Annotated in this window: 21 protein-coding genes and 1 tRNA gene; 14 read left to right on the top strand and 8 right to left on the bottom strand. The window is 62.9% G+C overall.

Annotated elements, in window-relative coordinates:
• Window positions 1-59: 59 nt before the first annotated feature.
• Complete coding sequence (gene betT, locus ACWF5H_RS02040; protein WP_452034503.1) at window positions 60-2,321, bottom strand: choline BCCT transporter BetT; 2,262 nt, start codon at window positions 2,319-2,321, stop codon at window positions 60-62.
• A 671-nt stretch (window positions 2,322-2,992) separates the two neighbouring features.
• Between betT and ACWF5H_RS02045 the strand changes: the two genes are divergently transcribed.
• On the top strand, window positions 2,993-6,520 hold the full coding sequence (locus tag ACWF5H_RS02045) for an ATP-binding protein (RefSeq protein WP_452034504.1): 3,528 nt from the start codon (window positions 2,993-2,995) through the stop codon (window positions 6,518-6,520).
• Between the two features lie 63 nt (window positions 6,521-6,583).
• Here ACWF5H_RS02045 and ACWF5H_RS02050 read toward each other — a convergent pair whose 3' ends face one another.
• The 4 genes from ACWF5H_RS02050 to ACWF5H_RS02065 all read right to left on the bottom strand — a co-directional run bounded on the left by ACWF5H_RS02050 (window position 6,584) and on the right by ACWF5H_RS02065 (window position 10,858).
• On the bottom strand, window positions 6,584-7,735 hold the full coding sequence (locus ACWF5H_RS02050; RefSeq protein ID WP_452034505.1) for a tyrosine-type recombinase/integrase: 1,152 nt from the start codon (window positions 7,733-7,735) through the stop codon (window positions 6,584-6,586).
• Window positions 7,736-7,939: 204 nt separating this feature from the next.
• On the bottom strand, window positions 7,940-8,776 hold the full coding sequence (locus ACWF5H_RS02055) for an Abi family protein (protein ID WP_452034507.1): 837 nt from the start codon (window positions 8,774-8,776) through the stop codon (window positions 7,940-7,942).
• A gap of 266 nt (window positions 8,777-9,042) precedes the next feature.
• The gene (locus ACWF5H_RS02060) at window positions 9,043-9,708 is read right to left on the bottom strand and encodes a DUF6308 family protein (protein ID WP_452034508.1); all 666 of its coding nucleotides are present in this window, start codon (window positions 9,706-9,708) and stop codon (window positions 9,043-9,045) included.
• A gap of 532 nt (window positions 9,709-10,240) precedes the next feature.
• Window positions 10,241-10,858 carry a GntR family transcriptional regulator gene (locus ACWF5H_RS02065; protein ID WP_452034510.1) on the bottom strand — a complete coding sequence of 206 codons (618 nt, stop codon included), beginning with the start codon at window positions 10,856-10,858 and terminating at the stop codon, window positions 10,241-10,243.
• A gap of 251 nt (window positions 10,859-11,109) precedes the next feature.
• Here ACWF5H_RS02065 and ACWF5H_RS02070 point away from each other — a divergent pair, with 251 nt between their 5' ends.
• Genes ACWF5H_RS02070 through ACWF5H_RS02120 form a run of 11 tightly spaced genes read left to right on the top strand, consistent with a single transcriptional unit; the run spans window position 11,110 to window position 20,595 of the window.
• A complete protein-coding gene (locus ACWF5H_RS02070; RefSeq protein WP_452034512.1) occupies window positions 11,110-12,057 on the top strand; it encodes a flavin reductase family protein in 948 nt (315 codons plus the stop codon).
• Window positions 12,058-12,105: 48 nt separating this feature from the next.
• Entirely contained in the window at window positions 12,106-13,146 is a 1,041-nt protein-coding gene (locus tag ACWF5H_RS02075) for an LLM class flavin-dependent oxidoreductase (RefSeq protein WP_452034513.1), read from the top strand.
• 8 nt (window positions 13,147-13,154) lie between these two features.
• Entirely contained in the window at window positions 13,155-13,955 is an 801-nt protein-coding gene (locus tag ACWF5H_RS02080; RefSeq protein WP_452034515.1) for an alpha/beta fold hydrolase, read from the top strand.
• Window positions 13,952-14,389: a carboxymuconolactone decarboxylase family protein gene (locus ACWF5H_RS02085; RefSeq protein WP_452034517.1), complete on the top strand. Its 438-nt coding sequence runs from the start codon at window positions 13,952-13,954 to the stop codon at window positions 14,387-14,389. Before ACWF5H_RS02080 ends, ACWF5H_RS02085 begins: the two co-directional genes overlap by 4 nt.
• Before the next feature lie 19 nt (window positions 14,390-14,408).
• Window positions 14,409-15,890, top strand: coding sequence for an aldehyde dehydrogenase family protein (locus ACWF5H_RS02090; RefSeq protein ID WP_452034519.1), 1,482 nt, complete (start codon window positions 14,409-14,411; stop codon window positions 15,888-15,890).
• Window positions 15,891-15,901: 11 nt separating this feature from the next.
• Window positions 15,902-16,603 carry a cysteine hydrolase family protein gene (locus tag ACWF5H_RS02095; protein ID WP_452034521.1) on the top strand — a complete coding sequence of 234 codons (702 nt, stop codon included), beginning with the start codon at window positions 15,902-15,904 and terminating at the stop codon, window positions 16,601-16,603.
• Window positions 16,600-17,511, top strand: coding sequence for an ABC transporter substrate-binding protein (locus ACWF5H_RS02100; protein WP_452034523.1), 912 nt, complete (start codon window positions 16,600-16,602; stop codon window positions 17,509-17,511). The genes ACWF5H_RS02095 and ACWF5H_RS02100 overlap by 4 nt, the downstream gene beginning before the upstream one ends.
• A gap of 42 nt (window positions 17,512-17,553) precedes the next feature.
• Entirely contained in the window at window positions 17,554-18,525 is a 972-nt protein-coding gene (locus tag ACWF5H_RS02105) for an amino acid ABC transporter permease (protein ID WP_452034525.1), read from the top strand.
• Complete coding sequence (locus tag ACWF5H_RS02110) at window positions 18,525-19,310, top strand: amino acid ABC transporter ATP-binding protein (protein ID WP_452034526.1); 786 nt, start codon at window positions 18,525-18,527, stop codon at window positions 19,308-19,310. The genes ACWF5H_RS02105 and ACWF5H_RS02110 overlap by 1 nt, the downstream gene beginning before the upstream one ends.
• Complete coding sequence (locus ACWF5H_RS02115) at window positions 19,307-20,209, top strand: hypothetical protein (protein ID WP_452034528.1); 903 nt, start codon at window positions 19,307-19,309, stop codon at window positions 20,207-20,209. Before ACWF5H_RS02110 ends, ACWF5H_RS02115 begins: the two co-directional genes overlap by 4 nt.
• Before the next feature lie 23 nt (window positions 20,210-20,232).
• On the top strand, window positions 20,233-20,595 hold the full coding sequence (locus ACWF5H_RS02120) for a RidA family protein (protein WP_452034529.1): 363 nt from the start codon (window positions 20,233-20,235) through the stop codon (window positions 20,593-20,595).
• A gap of 352 nt (window positions 20,596-20,947) precedes the next feature.
• Here the strand turns inward: ACWF5H_RS02120 and ACWF5H_RS02125 are convergent.
• Together ACWF5H_RS02125 and purB are read right to left on the bottom strand one after the other, a co-directional pair.
• A tRNA-Met gene (locus ACWF5H_RS02125) sits at window positions 20,948-21,021 on the bottom strand.
• A 158-nt stretch (window positions 21,022-21,179) separates the two neighbouring features.
• The gene (gene purB / locus ACWF5H_RS02130; RefSeq protein ID WP_452034531.1) at window positions 21,180-22,592 is read right to left on the bottom strand and encodes an adenylosuccinate lyase; all 1,413 of its coding nucleotides are present in this window, start codon (window positions 22,590-22,592) and stop codon (window positions 21,180-21,182) included.
• Between the two features lie 156 nt (window positions 22,593-22,748).
• On the opposite strand from purB, the gene ACWF5H_RS02135 reads away from it, so the two are divergent.
• On the top strand, window positions 22,749-23,051 hold the full coding sequence (locus ACWF5H_RS02135) for a hypothetical protein (protein ID WP_452034532.1): 303 nt from the start codon (window positions 22,749-22,751) through the stop codon (window positions 23,049-23,051).
• A gap of 33 nt (window positions 23,052-23,084) precedes the next feature.
• A complete protein-coding gene (locus tag ACWF5H_RS02140; protein ID WP_452034533.1) occupies window positions 23,085-24,602 on the top strand; it encodes a hypothetical protein in 1,518 nt (505 codons plus the stop codon).
• Window position 24,603: 1 nt separating this feature from the next.
• Here ACWF5H_RS02140 and ACWF5H_RS02145 read toward each other — a convergent pair whose 3' ends face one another.
• Window positions 24,604-25,005 carry a phage holin family protein gene (locus ACWF5H_RS02145; protein ID WP_364649242.1) on the bottom strand — a complete coding sequence of 134 codons (402 nt, stop codon included), beginning with the start codon at window positions 25,003-25,005 and terminating at the stop codon, window positions 24,604-24,606.
• Window position 25,006: the final 1 nt, after the last annotated feature.

The following is a 25,006-nucleotide window of genomic DNA, read 5'->3' on the forward strand; positions in this document are numbered from 1 at the left end:
CGTTCCCGCCCGCAGCCCATGCCCGGGATCGAACGCATCCGCCGCGGGCCGCCGCGGGGCTACTCGTCGATCTGCTCGACGTCGTCGGCCTTCTGGGGGACCAGCGGGATCGATTCGGTTGTCGGCGGCACCCGGGGCGTGAGCACCGATGCATAGTCGTGTTCACTGGAGTAGTTGAGGAAGCCCAGATGCGCTTCGTATCGGTCAAGCACATCATTGATGACCTGTTGCTGGGTCAGTCCCATCAGGTCGTAGCCCTCGGTCCCGGTTTGGGTGAACACCTCCAACCGGTAGTAGGTGTCAATCTCCCGTGGCATGCTGCGGCCGCCAAATGTTGGCACCGGCGCCTCAACCGCGGCCACCTGGTAGTGGAAGTCGCGGTGGCCATCCATGTTCACCACGAGCGTGTGCTCGTCGATGCCGACTTCCGGGTTCGGGGTGGTCGTCAACTCTGCCTCATAGCCGAGGCTGGTGAACTCCTTGGCCACGTCCTGCAGGGCAGGCTGCACGGTTCGTTCGGCGAATTGCGCCACAGTCTTCTTAGACGGGTAGGAGCGCACGCGGGCGAGGCGTTGCCGCCAGGTCTTCTCCGGGACCTGTCCACCGTGTGCGGCAGTCGAACGCCTGCGCCGCACCTGCCCTTCCCGCTCCGCGCGCTCCATCCGGAGCACTTTCGAGAACGAGGCCATCACCAAGTAGGCGATGATCGTGACCGGCAGGGCGAAGATCAAGGTGGCATATTCCATCGTGGTCACGCCGCCGGCCACCAGCATGGCCACCGTGAGGACCGCGGTGACCAAGGCCCAGAAGATGCGCAGCCACTTGGCCCCGTCCATCGCTGGATCGGGGATCGAGGAGGAGAAGTTGGACATCACCATCGCGCCGGAGTTGGCGCTGGTGAGATAGAACAGCAGGCCCGACAGCGTGGCCAATCCAATCAGGAACGGCGCGCCCGGGAACATCTCCAGCAACGCGTACCACCCATGCTCGGGGCTGTCGACGGCGAGCTGTGCGAAGTCCGTATTCCCGCCGAGCACCTCGCTCATGGCGCTGTTGCCGAAAATCGAGACGATGAAGAAGTCGCAGAGCACCGGGGCGGTGATGGCGGCGATGACGAACTCGCGCAGCGTCCTGCCGCGCGAGATCCGTGCCAGGAAGAGTCCGACGAACGGGCCCCACGCCAACCAGAAGGCCCAGAAGAAGAGCGTCCAGCCGGCCATCCACGACGATCCGTCCTCTTCGTAGGCCAGCGTCTGCAGCGTGCGCTCCGGCAGCGTGAAGATGAAGCGGCCGATGTTCTCGACCATTGCATTGAGCAGGAAGGACGTCTTGCCCGTGACGAGGATGTAAAGCATCATCGCTCCGGCCGCCCACAGGTTGAGTTCGGAAATCCAGCGGATCCCCTTATCCACGCCGGAGGTACAAGCGGCGACCGTCATCACGACGGCGACCAGCACCAGGGCGATCTGCAGCGCCAGTCCCTCCGGCAGGCCGAACAGCCAACTGAAGCCGACGTTGAGCAGGACGACGCCGATGCCCATCGAGGTGGCCACGCCGAAGACCGTGCCCACCAAGGCGAAAATGTCGATCACGTCGCCGGTTGCCCCGCGCACCCGCTTGCCCAGCAGCGGGTAGAGGGCCGCCCGGATGGACAGCGGCATTCCCCACCGGTAGGCGAAGTAGCCCATCGCCATGCCCAGCAGCGCATACACGGACCAGCCAGCCACGCCGTAGTGGAACATGGTCCAGACCACCGCGTCCTGGGCGGCTTCCGCGGATTCCGGGGTAGCGGTGGGCGGCGAGATGAATTGCGTGATCGGGCCGGTCACGGAGTAGAAGAGCATGTCGATGCCCACGCCTGCAGCAAAGAGCATGGCGACCCAGGTGAACAGGTTGTACTGGGGGCGTGAATGATCCGGACCCAGCCGGACGCTGCCCTCCTTGGAGAAGGCCACCCAGAGGACGAAGAGGATGACCAGCGTGACGGTCACAACGTAGAACCAGCCAAGGTTGGTGGCGATCCAGGTGACCGCCGTATGCATGATGCCTGCGGCGTTGTCCGGGGCAGCCATCGCCCAAACGGAGAAAGCCAGCACGATCGCAGAGGCAATGATGAACACGCGCCAGTTGACCCGCGGGCCGCGATGCTCGGCTAGTTCGGTGGGTCCCTTACTCAACTCGGTGCTGGAAATCGGCGGACGCCTGGCCTCAACCTCGGCGTCCACGGGTTTGCGTCGTTCCACGGCGCCGAAGCGGCTGCGTTCAATCAGCGGCTTTGGGGTCTCGTTTTCCGGTGTGGATGCGTCTTCGGCCTCGGCCATTACGATCTCCTTCTATCACGGGGCCGGACGCACCGCCCCGTAAGAGGCACGGTACTCGGACCTTGGCCGGCGCTCCAGACATGCCGGAGCGAGGGGACCCGGCGCTGCTTAATCAGCGCTCTCGGTGCTGCTCAAGGCCCGCGGGCTTTGCCCTGTGGGCGAGCGGCGTGGCGTCGTCTCGTCGCCGTCGGTCGAGGCCAATCGGCGGTCCGCTGCAGGCAGCGCGCACAAAAAAGAATCCCGACCCGGTGACCCGGGCCGGGATTCTTCAGTGGAGTTGCGGGGGTAGGATTTGAACCTACGACCTCCGGGTTCGGATCTGTTCAATCTTAACACGCCGGTAACGAAGGACGTTTTCCCCGGTCAGGGCCGAGTTATCGGCGCAGCAGAGCGTTTAGTGGCCCGGAGTTACACCGGAATATCCCGCAGCTAGAACGGAGTCTAGACCGGAGGCGGGGCTACCTCGACCTTCCGTAGGACAGTGGTTCCAAGCCCGAGGCCGACCCCCAGTGCCCATCGGATACGCACGCGTTTCCACCACCGAGCACCGCCTCAAGGACTCGCGAAAGGGCACCTTGCTCAAGGTCGCCGCTTCAAGGGCGGTGTAGCCGTCCTCTGGGGGATCTCTCAGCGTGCGTCCACCGACTAAGCGTTACTGGCAGTCTTAGTACATGAATCTGAACGAACGCATCACGGGAAAGCTCGACGCAGGTATTGACGCTGACGTGTTTGAGCGGTGCGCCGTGGCCCTGATGGCTAACCACTACGAGAATGTGGTTGGTATTGAAGGCGGAAGCGACGGAGGTCGTGACGGAGACATCATCGCTCCCATTGCTGATGATCCCGACTCTCGCGGGAGGATTCTAGTGACGACGGGCGAGTCCCTCAGCAATCTCAAGAGCAGCCATAGAACCTGGAAAAAATTCTGGGATGCGGGTGAGACGTTCCGAGTAGACCAGCTTGTGATGATTACGTCTAGGAGCCTTTCGGACACCAAGCGCCGCAATATCGAGACCTACTGTAGAACCAATGACCTCCCGGTGCCGCGCATATATGCAAGGCAGTGGCTAGTTGATTCCCTACGCCGCGACCCGGATCTCCGCGTTGAGCTGACAGGAGTCCAGGGTCGTCTTGAAGCGTTGACGACGAAAGCACCTGAGCCGCCGTCATCGTTCACTGACCTGTTCGGGCGGGACGAGGAACTCGATCACCTGCGCGCCGCGGTACAGCTGACGAACGATGTCTCAATAGTGGGCGTTCCCGGTGTCGGCAAGAGCCGTCTACTAGCGGAGCTCGAAGGCGGCGTGCACTTCATCGACCGTCTTGCCCGCGACCATCTTGCCGACGACCTGTTCGCCATGGATCCAACGACCGTCGTGCTAGACGATGCCCACCTTCATCGGGAGCTCCTTGAGCAACTGGTAAGAATTCGTAGCAAGGAACGGTTCAGCTTCACCATATTGGCCGCGACGTGGCCAGGAACCGAGGGCCCGGTAGAGGCTCTGCTGAACAAGCCGACGCGGGTGGAGGTGGACCGCCTAGCTCGAGCCGCACTCGATCAAATGATCCAAGCGCTCGGAGTCCACGGTGTTCGCGCGCGGTCACTGGTACTCGAACAGTCCGACGGCCGACCGGGCTGGGCCTCCATCCTTTCTCGTTTGGTCGTCAACGGTGCCGGTGACGACCTCGCAACCGGTCAATCGCTTCTTGACCAAGTCGCCGGCCTCGCTGCCGCTATTGCAGGCAACGCCGTACTCAATGACGCGCTGGCCTGCATCGCCGCACTTGGCGCAGCGTCCCTCGAGGACATCGAGATTATCGCAAGCCATGCTGGTGTCCCGTACGCCGACTTGATCGCCTGGCTCGAGGTCACAGCTCAGGGAGGTCTCGTGGAGCGGACAAATGACAGGTGGTCTGTGCTCGCTCCGCTCCGCTCACTGATCTGCGCATCGACCTTCTTCGGGGTAAGAAAGCAAAGGAGTTGGGCCTCGTTTGCTGCGAAGTTCCCGCATGACGAACGGCTGGACCACACAGTCCTCAATCTCGCAAACGATGTTCCTGACACGGGCGTTCGGGCGCTGGCGGAATCGTGGTTCGATGACATATCGACAAGGGAGATCGACGAGATCTCACTTGCCTTGGTCGAGGTCTACAGTGGCATCGATGTGACTTCGGCTGACCGCGCCGCCGTCCTCGCCCGTACTGTCCTTGACTCGCCTCGTGAGCCTCAGACCCTATACGGCGATCTCACCTACGACCCCTACGGCACGGCTGCAGAGAAGATACTCCAGACCGCTTTCCGCCGTTCATGCTCTCGCGAAGCCACTCGCGGACTGCTCGACCTCGCAATCAGCGACGACCGGCCTCGACACCAGCACCCCGACCACCCGATGCGGGTTATCCAGGACATGGCGCACTACCTCGACCCTGATCTAGGGCCCGTTGATACCTTGCGCGACCTCATCTTGAAATACACGCTGGAGTGGTTCGACGAAGATCCCAACGCGGCCCGGTGGCAGATGCTCGCAGAGGTCACGCAATACGTCTTCGACCCCCGTGTTGAGGGCAACTGGAGTGATCCAAGCAGCCACCTCAGCATCACCATGTCTCAGGGCGTAATGACGGCCGAGGCAATGGGATCACTGCTCGGACTCTGGAACATGATTGATTCCAGAGTTCGGGGGGAGGCAGCTTTGAGCATCACCCATCGGGCGGTTGCACAACTCTGCGAAATCTTTGATTCATGGTCCGCGATTGCCGTAGGCATCACCAACCATGGGGGCGAGGCCTCGACGGCGCACCGTATTGTCGGCGCGAAGGGAGCCGAGCTGGTGCTAAGGACCCTGACGGTGCTGGCAGAACGCTTCACTGCGGTGCCTATTCGGGTCAACAAACGGCTCGCCCTTGTCTCGATGTGGAATGGTGGGCCTACAACGCTGGCGGAGCTCCCGGTCGGTGACGATCGCTTGGCTCGTTTTGTGGGAGTGCGAGAACCCGACGACGACATCGACGTTTGGATGGACGAGCGTCGGGAGCAGTGGGCGTCCCTGGCCCGTGACTTGGACAAGCTAACTGCTGCGGAAGGCGTCGCTGAGTACAGAAGGCTTGTGGCCGAGGCAGCGGTTCTCGATGGTAACCATGAGGGTGGTTCGTTCGCGGGCACGCTCGCAGAGCATGTGACCCACTCTGGCGCATGGCTGGAAGCCGCTATTAGGGCAATTGCCCGTCCCCTCGTTGCGCCGTTGATGACCAAGGCGCGCGCAGATGGTGCTGGTATCGATGATTTGGTTATGTCGGCAATCGAGGTCCCTGAGCTGCGACCCGAGGTTCTACGCGCAATCACGCACGAAGATGGCGAACTGGATGATCTGGCGCGCACTGTCATCGACGGTCTTACCGACGATGACGTACTACTCATCGGCGACCTGTGGATGCTTGAGTCAGTCACTCCAATCCTGCGTGAACTGCTCATACACGCGCGCACGTCAGTACGAGCCCTCGCTGCCGTCACCTTCGCAGAGGGAGCACGAGGTCATGGACCGGCGTTGCCCGAGGAACTCAGGCCCGAATGGCGGGCAGCACTGGTCGAGGCAGCACCCGACCAGCTGCCACGGCACTCAAGATGGCGCCTCGGCGAGATACTCAAACACGCCGTCACCACCGATCCCGAGCTCTGCGCCGACTGGTTCATCGCTAACGCGGAGACATCTGGGTTCTCCTCGCGTTCGCGCCGACTAGTGAAGTCATTCCCCGATGTGTTGAGGAACCTCCCGCAGGATCAAAAGCGGCGGATCGTCACGACCCTTGACGCTGAGACGCTGATCCGCACTGGTTACGCAGGAGACGTGCTCGGTACAGACGCGAATCTTGCCAGCGATTTGCTGGCCGCTGACGTTGTAGATGGAGAGGTTCTTCTCAGATCGATGTCAGGCTATCGCGATCACACCGTCGTGGCTCTCGCACCCGCTCTCTTGGCTGCACAGGTTACGCCACAACGCATCGTCGCTAAAGCCTTTGAAAGGAGCAGTGGGACCGGGGACGAGTCGAATGCGATTCTTAGCGATCTCGAGTTCTTCGCTAAGCTGCGCGAGGGACAACCCGAGCTTGAGGAAGTCTGTGCACTGGCAGCTGAAGAATTAGGCAGACAACTCAAGGCCGCACGGGCGAGGGAGAAGCAGGACCAACGTCGCGGCTGGTAGAAAACCTGCGGGCAGGTGTAAGTTGCTCCATACCAGTGCCATGAGTTTCCTTGGACTGGGCACTTAAACTGCCCGGAGCCTCCGGGCGGCGTTGACCATGCCGGATGTGTCGGCGAGGTCGGTGTACGCGGACCGGTTCACCGCCGTGTCGTGTCCAAAGAAGGCCGCCCGGACCACCTCTGGCACCTGATCGAGCAGCAGCGAGTTCAGCGTCGCGCGCCAGACGTGAGTCCTGGCCGTCTCCAGAAGCTCGATATTGAGCGACTCGCCCAGCTCAATGTAGAGCGGCGTGGTTGTCTTCTGGCAGTTGTCGCGGTCCCAGGCAATCATCTGGTCCGTCGGCGCACCAATGACGTGCGCCGAATTGTTTGCTGCAGCGTTCTGACGTGCCAGTAGCCGATCAGCCACTCGAGTGTCCAAGATGGGCACACGTCTAGGTCGATGGGTCTTGGACTTTGTGACGACCACGTGGGTCGTGCCGTTGTCGTCGGTCTCGACGTGGTTCCAGGTAAGCGCATTGGCTTCCGATACGCGTAGGCCCGTGGTCGCTTGCAGCAGGGTGAGCTCAATGGCATTTCGACGTTTTGCGATACGGTCCGCCAACGACCAGCGTCCTCGTTTAGGCTTGCGCTGGCCCTCGGCTGGATCGAGGGCCAGGAGGTAGTCAAGCACTGCGTGGTACTGATCCTTAGTCAGCGACTGACCGCCTCTCTTGCTGCTGACCCGCTTTGAACTCTTCAGATCTATCGACATCCCCGACAACGGGTTGCCCGTGATGACCTCGTCGCGGTTCAGCTGCTGCAGCACGTACTTGGAAAGGACGGATCGGGCCTGCCGGGCGCTCTCCGAGCCGAGCAACTCGGCGATTTCCTGGAGGCATGCCTCAAGGGCCCGAAAGCGTGTGCCGGAGGCGATCGAGTGCCTGCGTAGAGAGTCGGAGTGAGAGTGTGTGCTGCAGTCGCCAACGAGCTGGCTTAGTGCGAGAAAGTACCTCGCACGACTGTTGGGGCTCAGTTGAGCCTTTTCGATGGCCGACCGGGATACTTGCTCGATGTATTGACTCAGAGGAGAAGTTGTCTTCCAGATGCCCCCGCCGGTGGCGAGCAGCTCTTTGGCAGTAATCTTGGCGCGCTGCCGGACCAGGCCTTTGGTGGCACCTTGAGAACGCTTGTTAAGCAAGCGCCCATCGTGGAGCCGGATGGACCAGTCGAGCATCCACACACCCTCGCGCTCACGCGGCGTCGCTCGGTCGATGGAGTGGTGACCCACCTCAAGGCGGGTCGTGGCTGAGCGTTGTCGGCCAGCGCGAGGTCGCCGGCCGGCGTTCTCGCCGCCGGCGCTCATCGCTCAACACCGATCAGGCGCTCGGCGAGATACTGGTCGAGGTCTGACACCCGGTAGACGATCCGGGCCCCGGACTTACCGAGCCGGACATAAGGCCGCCAAGAAGTACAGTCGGGTGTTATTCGCCTCGCGAAGGTGCAGTAGATCTGTTCCGTCGACCTTGGACTGATGAGGTTTAACAGGCGCTGTAGCTGTGACGCGATTCCACACGCGGTTGAGGTGTGCACAGTCGTTGCGAAGAACGTTCAATGCTTTCAACCAAGCGTGCGTCACCGTGTTGTCTTTGATCCCTAAGTTCCTGCTGATGGACCTTCGGTCATCGGGAAGTAGGAGGCTGTACAGGCGAGTGAGCGCTCCAAAATCCATAAACTCAGTTGCGACCCAAATCGGATATTCGGCGTTGTAATTCAGGATGAAGTGCGCCACATAGTCTTCTTGACGAGCTTGTTCAGCCAGTTCGTCGTAGCGTTTGATCCACTTTTCATAAACCGTTGGCCCAAATGGCTTCGAGGGCATCGCGCAGGCTGTTGTGTCCAATCCCTGGCAGAGTTCATGACCAAACGGATTCCGCTTGCCTAACGTGTAGCCAATGTGGACACGCATGCCAATTTCAATCTGTTGCAGCCCGTCAGCCAAGACAGATCGCAGGTTGGTATCGAAATCGTACAAGGCTACCGCATCCTCAAACCGCGAACCTTGGAAATACGTGTCCAACCTGCGCGGCCTCCCGCGGCTGTCTAGGTTCTGGAGGTCAAACTCTCGAAAAATATACGTGTAGGCAGACAGGCGATAATAACCGATCCGCCTGAGGTCTTTCACAGCCGCATGCGAATTGCTGTTCGTAAGGCCTCTGGATGCCAGAATGGCTAGCTGTTCCGAGTAGGTCTTATGAGGCTTCGAATACTTAGGCACTGCAACAGCTTAAATGAAAACCGGCCCATAGTATCCGGTGACGCGAGGTCTTTGGGTACTAGAGGGGACCGGTGTTGATATCTGAAGACTACACAGGCCGGTGCCGAGTATCAAGTTCGGATTGGAGCCGAGCGTTCAAATCCTTTAACCGGTCCCGAGGGGCCAGCATGTGTTTGGGATCCTCGCTGGGGGCAAGAAAGTGTCGCGGTGAAGGGGCCTGGTGGACGTCTGAGCAAGGGACATGGAGCCATGCCGATTGCCAATGATTACCAGACCAAAATATCCAGCAGGCGCAAGTCGGTGAGCCCATCAAAGCGTCGAACATGATCCTGCTGCCTGGCGTCGGTTGATTCATATGAGCGGATCGCAGCGCGCAGTTCATCCAGGCCGCCGGAGGCTCGGGCATCAAGCAGGTCGTTGCGGATCGCGAGCCAAGTCCGGCGCCGCCAACCCAACTGCGGATAGTCAACCTTGAGTGCTTTTGCTGCTGGGGTGTATGAGCGGGCTATATGTCGATCGAGGATGGGAAAGAGGCTTGGCATCTTCAGATGTAAGACCTTGGAAATCTTTGCGAAGCTTACTCCTTTAGGTGCTCCCTCGGCGAAGTGCCAGTACAGGTCTGACATGGAAGTGAAGAGTTGCCCATCTGTCAGGCCGGTGCCAGGGCTCGCATCCGCCAGGTCTGCTGCGTCGATCCACGGCGCCGTCGCTGCGGTCTTGATAAAGAAAGCGACTTCTCGGTTGGAGATGCGTGAGCTGATCTTGCGAGTGCGAACGACTTCTTCACCGGTTAGCTCACCAACCTGCCCGGGCCCGATAAGGTCAAAAGCCGCCGGAGTTTTCCTCGGATATCGCTCCAAGATGCCGAGTGAATCTTGAACACTTCTGGACTGACCCGCAACGATTAACGTCTGCGCTGTCTTTTGCTTCATAAAGTCATTTTTCATGATTGTGGATGCCAGAGCGAGAGCGGAAGCTCCCAGCGTGTCCAAATTTTCTGTGCGGCTGGTCCGCAAGCACTGGGACTCAATAACCGGCCCGGCGATGAATGGCTGACGGCCTTCAGATGGACGCGGACAAGACACGCGATACTTTTGACGCGGTGCGCGTCTGCGACTGTCACCGAACCCCGCATCTATCCCGCAGATTCGGTAACAGCCGACGAAAGCGGATGAGAGAGGAAAACAGGTCTGACCTGCGACGATCGAAGCTGCTGGTACCCGCAGAAACCCCTGAAAGAGCCGTACTCTTACTCGAAAGGTCACTGGATCGACGCCGGTCGGAGAGCCAAGTGTCCAGGTAGTTCATGGGAAGTTACCGCTGCACCGTAGGCCTACAACCCGCCCGTCAATAGGGGCTACCTAAGGGATGCAAGATTCGCCAGAAGTCGATACTCGGTGATGAATGCGCGCCCTCGCTCCGTTCTGTGGAGGCGTGGGTGCGCAGCGGATTGTGGTTCGAGCGTTAGACGAAGCGGGCGTCGGGAGACTCCATGAGCGTCGTTGCAGCGGATTCAATGTGCTCGATGCAGCGCGCTCGCGCGGCTTCGGCGTCTCGGCGCTCGAGCGCGTCGACGATGAGCCCAAGTTCTTCGAGCATTTTTTGGGGGCGACCGGCGGTGCTGAGCGACGTGGCTTGGCACAGTCTGATGCGTCGGCCGAGACCCTGCAAGAGCCGCTGCGCCTCCATGTTGTCGGCCCCCTCGTAGAGCACCGCGTAGAACTGCTCTTTCGCATTGATGATGTTGCGAGGGTCGGCGAGTCGAGACTTCATGGCTTCGAACGCCTCGCGCAGCCTGACGAGCTGCTCGTCCGACGCGTTCTCGGCAAACAGGGTGCACAAGAGCCCCTCAAGCTGCGCGCGAACGGCGTAGATTTCGAGCACCTCTCGGCGGGTCAGCTGCTTCACGAACGCGCCGCGGCCGGGGTCGACCTGCACAAGGCCCTCCGCTTCGAGCTGGCGAAGTGCTTCGCGTACGGTGGTGCGGCTCGCCGTTGTGGCTTCACCGATTTCACGCTCGACCAGCGGGGTGCCGGCGGGTAGGGCGAGATCGGTGATGCCGTCGCGCAGGTAGCTCGCCACCTGTTCTCGCGCTAGCGCGGGGGCCCGTCGAATAGGCCGACCTGGCAATGTCTGGGGCCATTCGGCCGTCGATTTCGACATGTACAAACCTCTTGATCTTTATCTTTCAGGGTAGCCCCGAGACGAATTCTTCACCTATACCCATTGTATTCGTATGAGATAGGTCATATGTTGTCATACAGCAGTCAGCATGTCGCGGATCGGCACCAGAACTCCACAGACGGGGCCGAAGTTCAAAGGAGATCTTTTAGGTGACTAGCACAATCGACGCCCAAACCTTTCGGCAGGTGCTCGGCTCGTTTCTCACCGGCGTGACCGTGATCACGACGGTCGGGCCTGACGGCGAGTACCGCGGCATCACTGCGAACTCGTTCGCATCGGTCTCGCTCGACCCGCCACTCGTGCTCTTCTGCATCGGCAAGCAGTCGTCGAACTGCGACGCATTCGAGCAGTCGGAGGGCTTTAACGTTCACATTTTGAGCTCTGACCAGCAGTCCCTCGCCCGTCAGTTTGTTCGAGGCACCCCCGAAGAGAAGTTTGCGAACGTGTCGGTGCAAGAGACAGAGACCGGGTCTCCCCTGCTCACCGACGCGAACTCGTGGCTTGCCTGCCGCAAGCATCAGGTCGTCGACGCGGGCGACCACTACATCATCATCGGCGAAGTGTACGAGTGCGATGCGCAAGACGCGCGCCCGCTCGGCTTCTTTCAGAGCCAATTTCAGTCGTTCGACCTCGACAGCGACTTCGCACAGTACAACAAGCGCCCAGGCAGCCCCGTTACCGTCGCATGGATCCTCTCTGGCGACGACGGCCGTGTCGCCCTCGTCAAGAACCAGACTGGCGAACTCGAGCTGCCTAAGTCGAGCGCTGGCGCGGCACGCCTCAGCGACGAGTATCTATCGGGCATGGCTGGCGGCATCATCGGAGCGAGCGCTTCCATCGACTTCTTGTTCTCGCTCTACGAAGATCTCGACGGCGACGTCGTGCTCGTCTACCGCGGCGTGCTCAAGGGCTCGGTTGATGGCCTCGCCGACGCGATCATTCTTGCCGATCTCGACGTCCTGCAGAATCTGCCCATGGCTGAAAAAGTCGAGCGCTCAATGCTGAACCGGTACCGCCGCGAACGCGTCGAAGCGCGCTTCGGCATTTACTCAGGCTCACACGACGAAGGTCGACTGATGTCGGTCGAGAGCCTCTAACCCAAACCTTTCTGACCCCGCACACATCGAATTGAAGGTGGAACACCCATGAAATTTGCGATCGCAACCGACCTCGCGAGACTCACATCAGACGAGACGATCGAAGACAATCTGGCGCACGTCGTCGAGATCGTCAAGCTCAGTGAAGAGCTCGGATTCGAAATGGCGTTCGTCGGCGAGCACCACGGCCACGAGTACACGATCGGCCCGAACCCGTTCTCGCTGCTCACCTACCTGGCAGACCGCACCAGCACCATTCGCCTCGGTCCCGCAGTCGTGTGCGCGCCCTACTGGCACCCCATCAAGCTCGCCGGCGAAGCAGCTCTGTTTGATCACATGTCGAACGGCCGCCTCGAACTCGGCATCGGCCGCGGCGCCTTCCCCTACGAGTTCAGCCGCATGGCCGACGGCATCGAGCCCGACGCTGCGCGCGAGGCACTCGCAGAAATGGTGCCCGCACTGCACGGACTGTGGGATGGCAACTACGAGCACCAGGGCAAGAACTGGCGCTTCGGCAACTCGACGTCGTGCCCGCGCCCGCTGAACGGTGGGCACCTGCCAATCTGGATCGCCGCGCGTAACCCCGACTCGTTCCGCATCGCCGTCGAAAACAAGGTCGACGTCATGGTAAATCAGCTGGGCCTCGGCATCGAAGAGCTGTACTCATTGAATGAGCGCCGCATGGCGGCGGCAGAAGAGTTTGGCGACGGGTTCGTGCCGCGCATGATGACGCTGCGCAGCACTCACGTGGGTGAGACCGAAGAAGAAATCTTGATGGCGGCCGAGACTTACATCGAGCACCGCGGTCACTTCGACAACCTATTCGACACTGATGGTGACGTGAACGACGGTTGGGTGCAGTTCCGGGACCCCCGCCAGTACGGCGAAGCCGCCTGGTCTGACACCAACCTGATCCGCAAGAACCAGATGTACGACTCGGCAGAGAACATGATCGGCCGTCTGAAGGAATTCGAACAGATCGGCACCGACGTGTACCTCTACCTGGTACCACCGCGTATTTCGCGCGAGGAGCAGCTCGAATCGCTGCGCCGATTCGCCCGCGACGTGATGCCCGCATTTGCCAACTAGGAGAAGTAATGATCACCCCCCGCAGTACCAGCACCCTGAACACCCACGTCCGCAACATTTTCGCGCCCGGCCGCCCGATCGTCCTGATCCACGGCGTCAGCACGACCGCCGACAACTGGAACCAAGTGATTCCCCTGCTGCCGCGCGACCGCCCCATCATCAGCTACGACCTGCGCGGTCACGGCACCTCAGAGGGTCCCGCGACCCCGTGGACCGTTGAAGACTTCGCCGCCGACCACATCGCGCTGCTCGACGCGCTTGCTATCGAAGAGCACGACCTCGTCGGCTGCTCGCTGGGCGGCATCATCGCGCAGGCGGTCGCCCTCGACTACCCCGAGCGTGTGCGTCGCCTCGTGCTGGTCAGCTCGGTCGCCGGCCGCACAGACGCCGAAAAGGAACGCTCACTCGGCCGCCTGAGCCGTATTGAGAACAACACCATCGACGAGATCGCGCAAGAGAGCGTCGAACGCTGGTACACCCCCGAGTACATTGAGGAAAACCCCTGGGTTCGCGACAAGGTGCTGAACCAGCTGGGGAAGCTGAACCGCGACCACTACGCCGCCGCATACCGGGTGCTCGCCACCACCGACCACATCGACCGCCTCTCTGAGATCAAGGTTCCGACCGTGGCGATGACCGGCGAGGGTGATGTCGGATCAACCGCCCGCATGAGCGAACTCATCGGCAACACGGTGCAGAACGGCCGCTCCATCATCGTGAAGGGCGCGAAGCACAGCCTGCTGAACGAAGAACCCGACCTCGTGGCTCGCACCATCACCGAGCACTTTGACGAGGAGCCTGCCGAATGAAAGAGCCGGCGCAGCTGAGCGAGGCGGGCCTTGCGACGCGACGACAGGTGCTCGGCGATGCGTACGTGAACGGCGCGACACAGCACGACGACCTCATCACGAAGGGCTTTCAGCCGCTCGTCACGAACTTCTGCTGGGACGAGATCTGGAACGACGACACCCTCTCGCTTCGTGAACGCAGCATCATCGTGCTCGCCGTGACCGGCGCGCTCGGTCGCATGAGCGAATTTCGCATTCACACCCAGGGAGCCATCAACAACGGGGTGACCGAGGCCGAACTGCTCGCGATCATCAAACAGATCGCGGTGTACGCGGGCGTGCCCGCCGGGGTCACAGGATCAAAGGTCATGCGCGAGGTGGTCGCAGAGCACCGCGAGCGCAGCGCCCAAGAGCTTGACGATGCGGCAGCAGCCCCATCAGAACACGTGAGCTAACACAGACTGGAGACAAGCAATGCCACTGCTCTCGCACTATCCCGCTGACGCCCCGCAGATGCCGCGGCGCGACTGGCAAATGTTCATCGACGGCACACCCGTCGCTGGCACGCACACCCGCCGCATCGTCGACCCGGGCACCGGCGAGACGATCGCCGAGGTCGCGGTCGCCGACGAGTCGCACATCGATCAGGCGGTCCAGGCGGCACGTCGGACCTTCGACAGTGGGGTGTGGGCGAGCATGCCGGGCGACGAGCGTGCACAGGTGCTGTGGCGCATCGCCGACATTATCGATCAGCGCGCCGACGAGATCGCCCTCGTCGAGGCCTACAACCTCGGCGCCCCCTACCACGAGCTGCGGCAGCGTCGCATTCCCGAGGCGGCGCGAGTATTTCGGTACTACGCGGGGTGGATCGACAAGATCACCGGTGTAGCGATGGATCTGCGCCGACCCGGCGCCGAATATCACGCATACACGCAGCGCAAGCCCGCGGGTGCGGTGGGGCTCATCACCTCGTGGAACTCGCCGTTCGGTATGGGGTCATGGAAGGTGGCGCCAGCGCTCGCCGCAGGGTGCAGCGCGGTGCTGAAGCCTTCTGAAGTGACGCCGCTCACATCGATTCTCATGGGTGAAATCGCGCTCGAGGCGGGACTCCCCGGGGGCGTGCTCAACGTCGTCGTCGGCGAGGGTGCGAGAGTTGGCCGAGCCATGGTCGAGCACCCGGGCCTCGACAAGATCTCGTTCACGGGGTCAACGGCAACGGGCCGTGAGATCGCGATGGGGGCCCTCACGAACATGAAGAAGGTCACCCTCGAGCTCGGCGGAAAGTCACCCGTGCTCGTCTTCGCCGACGCCAACCTCGACGAGGCGATTGCCGGCGCCGCGGGCGCGATTTTCTCGAATGCCGGGCAGGTCTGCACGGCGGGTTCGCGGCTGCTCATCGCTGATGAAGTGTACGACGAGGTCGTTGCCGGGCTCACGGAGCGGGCGCAGAACCTTAAGGTCGGCTACGCCTTCGACGGGCGCTCTGAGATGGGGCCGGTTGTTTCTGACCGCCAGTATCAGACGGTCACAGGGTTCATCGGTTCGGCGCTCGACGCGGGCGCATCGCTCAACACCCAGCTCGAGCAGTCGGATCGCGGATTCTTCATTTCGCCCACCGTTATCACCGAGGTTAAACCCGACATGGAGGTCGTGCGCGAAGAGATTTTTGGGCCGGTCGTCGTCGCGATGCGTTTTCGCGACGAAGCCGAGGCCGTGGCCCTCGCAAACGACAGCCGGTACGGGCTCGCCGCGTCGGTGTGGACGAACGACATTCGTCGAGCACACCGGGTTGCTGGCGCGCTTCGGGTCGGCCGGATCGGCCTCAACGTGCACGCTTCACCAGACACCACGATGCCCACAGGCGGGTTTAAGGAGTCTGGCTGGGGTAAAGAGCTCGGGCCCGACGGGATTCAGGAATACCTGGAGACCAGCTCAGTGTTCACGAAGATCGCCTAGCTGAGACGACCATGCGACACCACGCCGAACCCACCAACGCGTTGGCGCCGAGCGCCGAGGATCCCGACGTCACTGCGCTCGGCGCCACAGATTTCAGTAATGCCTGGCTCATGGTCGTCGACATGCAGCACGCCTTCAGCCTGCCCGACAGCCGGTGGGGCATGAGCACGTATGGCGCGGCTCGATTGGGTATTGAGGCACTCGCGTCCCTCTTTGGGGAGCGGATCGTCTGGACCCGGTTCGTGCCGCCAGCACAGCCCTCGGGCCGCTGGATCGACTACTACAAGCGTTGGCCTGAGTTCACCGAGCAGGCAACGGCCTCGGCCGATCCGTCACCGTGGGCTCTCGACATGGGGGCCCTCGGTGAGGCGCCAAAGCACGTGGTGTCAGCGACGACGTTCTCAAAGTGGGTGCCTGAGCAGCTGCCCGAAGCGCTGCTCAGTGCCCGTCACATCGTGTTAACCGGTGTCGCGTACGAGTGTTGCGTGCTCGCGACCGCGCTCGCGGCGATCGATGACGGGTGCCGCGTGCACGTCGTCACCGACGCTGTGGGTGCGGGCAGCGAACCGCTCGGCCGTGCCACCACCACCATTCTCGACACTCGGTCGCCGCAGCTGCGGCTCACCGATGTTCGAAGCCTCGCCACGCTCATGGCGGGGTCCACATCGACCATCACCCATCCATCACAACGAAGTGCAAAGGAAGCATCATGATCAGTTCACACAAGAAGATGCCCTGGATGCTGCGCGTGGCAACAGCAGGTGCTGCCGTCGCGTTGCTCGCCGGTTGCTCGAGCTCGGGCGACGCCGCAGCGAACAAAACCGACGAGCCCGCGGCGGGTGCGCTCTCAGTTAACGAAGAGGCACGTGACCTGCTGCCCGAGTCGATTCGCGACAGGGGCACGCTGAAGGTGGCGACCTCGCTCACGTGGGCGCCGTTCGACTACAAGGACGAGAACGGCGAGCCCGCCGGTATTGAGATTGGCCTCATTGACGCGGTCGGCGACGTGCTCGGCCTCGAGGCCGAGGTCACCGACATCGACTGGCAGTCACTCGTGCCGAGCGTCTCAAACGGCCGGTTCGACGTCGTCATGAATCAGCTCGAAGACACCGCTGAACGCCGCAAGCAGGCGCAGTTTGTGCACTACTACGAAGACTCCCTCGCGGTGCTCACCCGTGACGGCGTCGAGATCGACCCGATGGGCCTGTGCGGCCATGTCATCGCGGTCACGCAGGGCAGTAGCCAGCAGGGCACGCTTGACCGCATCAGCAAGGAGTGCGTTGACAGCGGTGAACCCGCGATCGATATTCAGGTGTTTGCCGAGAGCGCTGCAACCATTCTCGCCGTGCAGAACAAGCGCACCGAGGCGATGCTGATGGGCCGCGCCAGTGGCGTCTACCTGCAGCAGACCGAGGCGTCTGACCTGCAGGTATCAGAGGCTGAAGTGCCCGACACCTCAGCACTCACCGGTCTTGTCGTGTCGCTCGACAACGATGAGCTGGCGTCAGCGCTGCAGGCGGCGCTGCAGGTGCTCGTTGACGACGGCTGGTACGGCGACTACCTCGCCGAGTTCGGCGTCGGACAGGGCGCACTCGAAAAAATCACCATCGGCAAGGACTAGCGGATTCCGCCCCGAACGGGACACAGCGAACAAGGAAGTTCTATGAATTCAGGAAACCAAACACTGCGGTTTACACGCGGTGAAAGCTTCGTCGGTTTGCGGCGTGTGCCACGGTTGAACCTGTTCACGACGATCGGAGCAGTCGTCATCGCACTCTTCGGTGCATGGCTGGTGTTTCAACTCGGCACGAACCAGGGGTTCGAGTGGGACGTCGTTGCGCAGTACATCTTCAGCCCGACCATCTTGCATGGCGCCTGGATCACGATCCTCTTGACCGTCTTGACGATGGTCTTCGGCACGGTGCTCGGCATCATCTTGGCGATCATGCGACTGTCACGAAACCCGGTGCTCGAGATCACGTCGACCGGCTTTGTGTGGTTCTTTCGAAGCACGCCTGCGCTGGTGCAGCTGATTTTCTGGTTCAACCTCGCCAGCCTGTTTCCTGAGTTCGCACTCGGGATCCCGTTCGGCGGCCCGAAGTTCGTGGAGTTCGACACGAACGTGGTCATCACCTCGTTCACCGCGGCCCTGCTCGGCCTCGGCCTGAATGAGGCGGCCTACATGGCCGAGATCGTGCGCGGCGGCATCTTGAGCGTTGACCCCGGTCAGCGTGAAGCGGCCCTCGCCCTCGGTATGAAACCACGTCGCACGTTCATGCGTGTGGTGCTGCCGCAGGCGATGCGCGCCATCATTCCGCCCACGGGCAACCAGGTGATCGGCATGCTGAAATACACATCACTCGCGAGTGTGGTGGCGCTCGGGGAGCTCTTGAGCGCCGCGCAAGACATCTACAACCGCACATTCCAGATCATTCCGCTGCTCATTGTGGCGTCGATCTGGTACCTCGTGATGACGACGGTGCTGTCGATGATCCAGTCGCGTATCGAGCGGCGCTACGCCCGCGGTGATCGCATGCCGCAGGTGTCGGCCATCACGCAGAGCGTGAAAGCGGTGACCTCTCGCATGCGCGTACCAAAGGCTGCTCGCGGGCAGGCAACGGAAGGAGGCCAGTGATGACTGGCGACACTCAAGAGACCACGCCGATGATCTACATCGATGGTCTGCGAAAGTCATATGGCGACCTTGAGGTGCTCCGAGGCGTATCGATCCACGTCGAACCGGGCGAGGTCGTGAGCGTTCTCGGGCCCTCGGGCTCGGGCAAGAGCACCCTGCTGCGCTGCATCAACTTTCTCGAAGAGCCCGACGACGGCGACATCTATATTGATGGCGAACTCGTGGGGTTTGTGAAGAAGGAGCACCACCTGCAGCACGTGTCGGCGAGCACGCTCGCCCGCCAGCGCTCGAACGTCGGCATGGTGTTTCAGTCGTTCAACCTCTTTCCGCACATGACCGTACTCGAGAATGTCATGATCGGCCCGATCGAAACGCAGGGCAAGAAACGGCGCGAGGTCGAACCGATCGCCCTCGACTACCTGCGCAAGGTCGGGCTTGCCGAGAAGACGCAGGCGTACCCGCGGCAGCTCTCGGGCGGTCAGCAGCAGCGAGTGGCGATTGCTCGGGCTCTCACCAATTTTCCCAAGGCCATGCTGTTTGACGAGCCGACGTCAGCGCTCGACCCCGAACTCGTCGGTGAGGTGCTCAAGGTGATTCGTGACCTTGCTGCCACCGGGATGACCTTGATCATCGTCACGCACGAGATCGAGTTCGCCCGCGAGGTGTCAGACCGCATGTACCTCATGGACGGCGGCGTGGTCATCGAATCGGGCACCCCCGAAGAGGTTATTGACCTCTCTGAGAACCCGCGCGTGAAACAGTTCTTTCAAAGGAAGGGCTTATGAGCACGCGAGCCCTCGAATGGGTGACCTTCGGATCGGGGGTGCTCGGCGACCAGCGCCGGGTGCTGCGCTTCACCATTGACGGCGCGGCCTCGGTGCTGCGAGCGGTCGTGATCAGTGGCACCCAGGACAGCGACGTGTTGGGCCCGGAGGTGCTGCGCGCGCTGTACAAGGCGGGCGAGACCGATGTGCCCTCGGTGAATGTGACGAGCTGGCCGCTGCTGCCCGACGTCACGGATCGGGCGGCGTCGCCAGCGCACGTCGCGGCGGATCGAGATGTCGTCGAGGCTGATGTTGTCATCCGCCTCGACTCACCCTCTGACGGCTCTGAGGTCTCCCCCTATGCCGAGCTCCCGCCCGACGCATGGTTCGCTGACGCAAGCCAACGGGCGCGCAGCGAACGCCTGGCGCGGGCCGTGGAGTCCTTCGTGATCGAAGGATCAGCGCCCGCAGAACCCGTTCCCGACGGTGCCGCGTATGTGCGCATCGTTGGGGGAGCGCAGGGCCACGCGAGCCGCGCCCATCGCGACGACCTCATGGAACGCCTGCGCAGCGTGCTCGCTGCTGCGCAGGCGTCCGCGGGCGACGCGAACGGTGCCGCCGATTCGGGCGCCGCCTCTTCGGATGTGGCGAGCGAGCGAGCGCAGGTGCACGACATTCGTGTGAACGAGGCCGGCTTTCTGCACATGCGTGCGAAGCTCGGCGATGAAGTCGAAGCGGGCACCGCGATCGCGGCCACCTGGGCGTTCGAGCCCGACCAGGTCGAAGAGTTCTTGTCGGCTGCTGGCACCGTGTTCGCGGTGCAACGTCGTGGCCGCGTCGACGTCGGTGACCTGGTATTGCGAACCGTCACCCTGCCCGCAGAGCGCGGACACTCAACACCACAGCACATAACACACTAGCTCCCAACAGAAAAGGAACATTCATGATCAGCAGAAGCGTCCCCACCCCCACGTCAAACCGCGTCGTCATTCACAACGGAGTGCTCTGCCTGGGCGGCCTCGGAGCGCCCGAGCGCGGCGACGACAACGACATGTACGACCAATCGAAGCAGATATTCAAGCGCATCGACGACTTTTTGGCTGAAGCCGGTACCGACAAGAACCACCTGCTTCGCGCCACCATTTACATCTCTGACTACTCATTGAAGGGCGAAATGAACCGCGCCTGGAACGAGTGGCTTGAGCAAGATCAGAAGCCCGCCCGTGCCACCATTACGGTCGGCGACATGGGTGACAACCTGCTGGTCGAAATTGAAATCACCGCAGCGATGCCTGAGTCCGCGTAACACGGCGGGCCCGTGCTGGCCGAAGCGCCAGCGCGCGAAAACTGAGATGTCGGCTCATCGAGGGGGACGGCTTATCGTTCTTCCGGTGATGACAAGCCCGATCGGCAGCGACATTTAACGTGGGAGTTCCGTCGGGGTCCGTAACCGGCACTGCCCATGAGGAACTCGTTCAGCCGGAAGTCCACGTTCCGGTGCGCCAGCTCAGGGGAGACCTACGGCCTGCTGCACGGACAATAGAGCTTGCTGAGTCACTCAAACCTAGACCGGAGTCTAGAACGGAGCCGGAGAGTATTCAGCCCAAAAAGAAAGGCCCTCTGACCGGGATAATCCCTAGTCAGAGGGCCTTTATTCGTTGCGGGGGTAGGATTTGAACCTACGACCTCCGGGTTATGAGCCCGGCGAGCTACCGAACTGCTCCACCCCGCGGCGTATTAATGACTGTAGACCCCCAAGTGGCCAAACGACGAATTTGGTGAGGTGCGTCACCGGGAGCGTCCAAAACCTCTGTCCCAAAGCACGACGGCGGCCGGGCGCCTTCCCGCGGAAGGTGCGCGACCGCCGTCGTCGGCAGAACCTGTCGAGGACTAGCTGAGGTGGTCCACCAGCTTGCCGGCAATGCCGTTGTAGTTGCCCGGAGTCAGCGCCAGCAGGCGGGCTTCGGCGTCGGGGGAGAGTCCCAGACCGGAGACGAACTCCTTCATGCGCTCGGCGTCCACCCGGTGGCCGCGGGTGAGCTCCTTGAGCCGCTCGTACGGGTTCTCCATGCCTTCTACGCCCGCGATGGCCTCGGCGCGCATGACCATCTGGATGGCCTCGCCGAGCACCTCCCAGTTCTGGTCCAGGTCGGCGGCCAGCACGTCGGCCGGCACGCTGAGCCGGTCCAGGCCCTTGGCCACGTTGGAGATGGCCAGCAGCGAGTGCCCGAAGGCCACGCCGATGTTGCGCTGCGACGACGAGTCCGTCAGGTCGCGCTGCCAGCGGGAGGTGACCAGGGTGGCGGCCAGCGTGTCCAGCAGCCCGTTGGAGATCTCCAAGTTGGCTTCGGCGTTTTCGAAGCGGATCGGGTTCACCTTGTGAGGCATGGTGGACGAGCCGGTGGCGCCCTCCACGGGGATCTGCGCGAAGTAGCCGATGGAGATGTAGCTCCAGATGTCGGTGCAGGCGTTGTGCAGGATCCGGTTGAAGCGGGCCATGTCCGCGTACAGCTCGGCCTGCCAGTCGTGCGATTCGATTTGCGTGGTGAGCGGGTTCCAGGTCAGCCCGAGGCCCTCGATGAAGGACCGGGACACGGCCTGCCAGTCGGCCGACGGAACCGACGCGTAGTGTGCCGCGTAGGTGCCGGTGGCGCCGTTGATCTTGCCCAGGTACTCGGTCTTGGCGACCCGGTCCAGCTGGCGGTTCAGGCGGTGCGCAATGACCGCCATTTCCTTGCCCAGGGTGGTCGGGGTGGCGGGTTGCCCGTGGGTACGGGAGAGCATCGGCACATCGCGGTGCTCGCGGGCCATCGCCGTGAACTGCTCCACCAGGGCGCGGGCAGCGGGCAGCCAGACCTGCTCCACGGCTCCCTTGACGCCCACCGCGTAGGAGAGGTTGTTGATGTCCTCGGAAGTGCAGCCGAAGTGCACCATGGCGGTGAGGTTCTCGATGCCGATCCCGCCGAGCCGGCGGCCGATGAAGTACTCCACGGCCTTCACGTCGTGGACTGTGACGGCTTCGATCTCGGCCAGTTCACGGACGGCGTTGCCGTCGAAGTCGGTGACGATCTTGCGCAGTGCAGCCTGCTGGTCCTCGCTCAGCGGGCCCGCGCCGGGCAGGACGGACTGACTGGTCAGGTGGATCAGCCATTCCACCTCAACGTGGACGCGGTCGCGGTTCAGTGCCGCTTCGGAGAGGTAGTCCACCAGCGGTGCGACCGCGTGGTGGTACCGCCCGTCCAGTGGACCGAGCGCGATAGCGGGGGTGACTTCTGCCAAGGGGACGCGGTGAGTTTCAGCCATGGCCCCTATTCTCCCATGTTCAATGCCGCCGATTCCTGCGTGACTTCGCCTCCACAGCGGTGCTCCGGCCGACGCCGTGCACAACGCCGGATTGCCTCGGCGGCAGGGGATGGCGCCGGGCCTAGCGTCGATGGTGGAGGCGCAAAGGAGGTCTGGGTGATGTTTTGGCGAACAACGACGGCGGAGGTCGGGTGGGGCGGGCCGCCGGGCCCGGAATGGGGGTCGGCTCCCGGGCGGCTCCTTTCCTGCGAGCAGGAACTGTTAGGCGTGCGCGCGGATCTGGCGGCCGCCGCTCAGGCGTGGGTCTCGCCGGCCGGCAAGGCCTTCAGGGAGCGGCTGTACGAGCACCGCTATCGGCTGGCCGAGGCAGCGGAACTGTTGCGCGACGCCGCGCGTGCCGTCGATGCAGCGGACGTGGCTGCGCAGACCGCTGGCCTCTACGGCCGTCTCCCGCAATGATCGGAACACTCTTCACCCACCGGACGCCCGACGGTGGCTGAGGCGGAATGGCTCATCGGGGTGCCCACGGTGGCCGCGGCCGGCTGGCTGCCCGGGGGAGCCCGGTGGCGGGAAGGCGGGGCCGGGTACCGCAGCTATGACGGCTACCGGGTGGCCGGCGGCATTGGCGGCACTGCGTTTGAATGGCAGGAGCTGGCGTCGGCGGCGACCGGACTCGAAGCTGCTGCTGCAACCATTGCTCACCTGTGGCAGCAGGTGCTGGGAGTGCAACTGCTGTTGGCCGATCCGCGCTGGGCCCTGCTGCCGGAGCGAATGGCGGCCGAAGCAGCCGTGCAGGCCGCTGTCGGATCGCTGGCCGGGATCGCCGACGGCTGCGGTTCATTGGCGGCAAAGGTGCGGCTGGCTCACGGCACCTACCGGGCCGCGGAGCAGGCTGCCTCCAGCGGAACGCAGGCCGTCGATGCGGCGACCTGGTGGTTCACAGTTCCCGTCGGCATGGCCGCCAACGAGGGCCGGCCCACGCTGGCCGGAGGGGAGCGGTTGCTGAACCAGGGACCGGCCGCGCTCGCCGGGGCGCTGGGTGGACCGGCGGCGGGCATGCTGCTGCGGGACGCACGGCACGGGGGCCCTTGGGAAGAATCCGTGAGCCGGCACCTGGCTGTTTTGCTAGGGGCAGCGGCCCGGAGCGCCGGCCTGCTCCACGGTTCCCGCATCGAAATCGTGCGCGTGGACGCGTCGACCGAGGAAAGCGAACCGGCACCGGCCTCACTGGCGGGACTGCTGGAACGGACTGTCGTCGCCGCTGAAGCCGGTGACGGCACCGTGGAGATCCTTGAGATCCAGTCCGGCGGGCAGAAGCGCTGGGTGGTCGCGCTTCCCGGTACGCAGGCCGCCGGAACGGCCCAGCCGACGGCCAATCCCTTCGACGAGTCCGGTATTGCCGAAGCGGTCGCCGGCGGCAGCCCTTATGTTGCGGACGCCGTGTCGCGCGCCCTGCGCGAGGCGGGCGCCGACGCCGGCGATCTGGTGGTGCTGACCGGCTACAGCCAGGGCGGCATCCACGCGATGAACCTCGCCGCGGATCCGGCTTTCCTGGCCGAGCACAACGTCGGATTCGTGCTGACGGCCGGGTCGCCGGTAGCCGGTATTGCGGCCGGCCCCGGCGTGCGCAGCGTCCACGTGGAGCATGTCCAGGACTGGGTTCCCGGGACGGATGCCAGTCCCAATCCGGACCGGCGCGAACAAGTGACCGTGACGCTGACCGATCCCGTGGCCACTCCCGCGGGCGCAGGCGTCGGTCTGGGTCCGGGCCACGATCTGCAGAACTACGTGCAGGGTGCCCGAGAGATGGAGGCGAGTCCGGATCCTTCGGTGCAGGATGCGGCAGCGTACCTGGGTGCCGCGCTCGCCGGTGGTACGGCCCGGCAGCATCTGTTTACGCTGCGCCGCTCCCAGCAGGATGGCGGACGGCCGCCCCGGACGGGTTCACCGGCCGGCCGCACGGCTCAGCCTCGGGCCGCTGCCGGTGGGCTCCGGAAAAGGCAGCCTTGACTCAGCGGCTCCGGGTCAACGTGCCGGCCACCAGCGACACCACGCTGATGATCAGCGAGCCGAGGATCGCCGTCCAGAAGAACGAATCGACCACGAATTCCACCGGGGTGAAGCTGGACAGCCAGGCGGTCAGCACCAGCATCAGCGCGTTGATCACAATGGTGAACAGTCCCAACGTCAGGATCGTCACGGGAATCGAGAGGAAGGAAACGACCGGACGGACGATCGCGTTGACCAGGCCAAAGATCAGCCCGATGAACAGATAACCCAGGACCGTGCCGAGCGTTTCATTGCCGACCGCGTCGGCCGCGGCGGATCCGTGGATGTCCATGCCGGGCAAAATCCAGTTGGCCACCCAGAGCGCCAGGGCGTTGATGATGACCCGCACGATGAACTTTCCCATG

It is taken from the genome of Arthrobacter sp. NPDC055138 (genome assembly GCF_053607305.1).

Bases quoted from the DNA above. Each gene is read 5' to 3' on its own strand.
- betT (WP_452034503.1), bottom strand. From the start codon at position 2,321: ATGGCCGAGGCCGAAGACGCATCCACACCGGAAAACGAGACCCCAAAG.
- ACWF5H_RS02045 (WP_452034504.1), top strand. From the start codon at position 2,993: ATGAATCTGAACGAACGCATCACGGGAAAGCTCGACGCAGGTATTGAC.
- ACWF5H_RS02050 (WP_452034505.1), bottom strand. From the start codon at position 7,735: ATGCTCGACTGGTCCATCCGGCTCCACGATGGGCGCTTGCTTAACAAG.
- ACWF5H_RS02060 (WP_452034508.1), bottom strand. From the start codon at position 9,708: ATGAAGCAAAAGACAGCGCAGACGTTAATCGTTGCGGGTCAGTCCAGA.
- ACWF5H_RS02075 (WP_452034513.1), top strand. From the start codon at position 12,106: ATGAAATTTGCGATCGCAACCGACCTCGCGAGACTCACATCAGACGAG.
- ACWF5H_RS02080 (WP_452034515.1), top strand. From the start codon at position 13,155: ATGATCACCCCCCGCAGTACCAGCACCCTGAACACCCACGTCCGCAAC.
- ACWF5H_RS02085 (WP_452034517.1), top strand. From the start codon at position 13,952: ATGAAAGAGCCGGCGCAGCTGAGCGAGGCGGGCCTTGCGACGCGACGA.
- ACWF5H_RS02090 (WP_452034519.1), top strand. From the start codon at position 14,409: ATGCCACTGCTCTCGCACTATCCCGCTGACGCCCCGCAGATGCCGCGG.
- ACWF5H_RS02095 (WP_452034521.1), top strand. From the start codon at position 15,902: ATGCGACACCACGCCGAACCCACCAACGCGTTGGCGCCGAGCGCCGAG.
- ACWF5H_RS02100 (WP_452034523.1), top strand. From the start codon at position 16,600: ATGATCAGTTCACACAAGAAGATGCCCTGGATGCTGCGCGTGGCAACA.
- ACWF5H_RS02105 (WP_452034525.1), top strand. From the start codon at position 17,554: ATGAATTCAGGAAACCAAACACTGCGGTTTACACGCGGTGAAAGCTTC.
- ACWF5H_RS02110 (WP_452034526.1), top strand. From the start codon at position 18,525: ATGACTGGCGACACTCAAGAGACCACGCCGATGATCTACATCGATGGT.
- ACWF5H_RS02115 (WP_452034528.1), top strand. From the start codon at position 19,307: ATGAGCACGCGAGCCCTCGAATGGGTGACCTTCGGATCGGGGGTGCTC.
- ACWF5H_RS02120 (WP_452034529.1), top strand. From the start codon at position 20,233: ATGATCAGCAGAAGCGTCCCCACCCCCACGTCAAACCGCGTCGTCATT.
- purB (WP_452034531.1), bottom strand. From the start codon at position 22,592: ATGGCTGAAACTCACCGCGTCCCCTTGGCAGAAGTCACCCCCGCTATC.
- ACWF5H_RS02145 (WP_364649242.1), bottom strand. From the start codon at position 25,005: ATGGGAAAGTTCATCGTGCGGGTCATCATCAACGCCCTGGCGCTCTGG.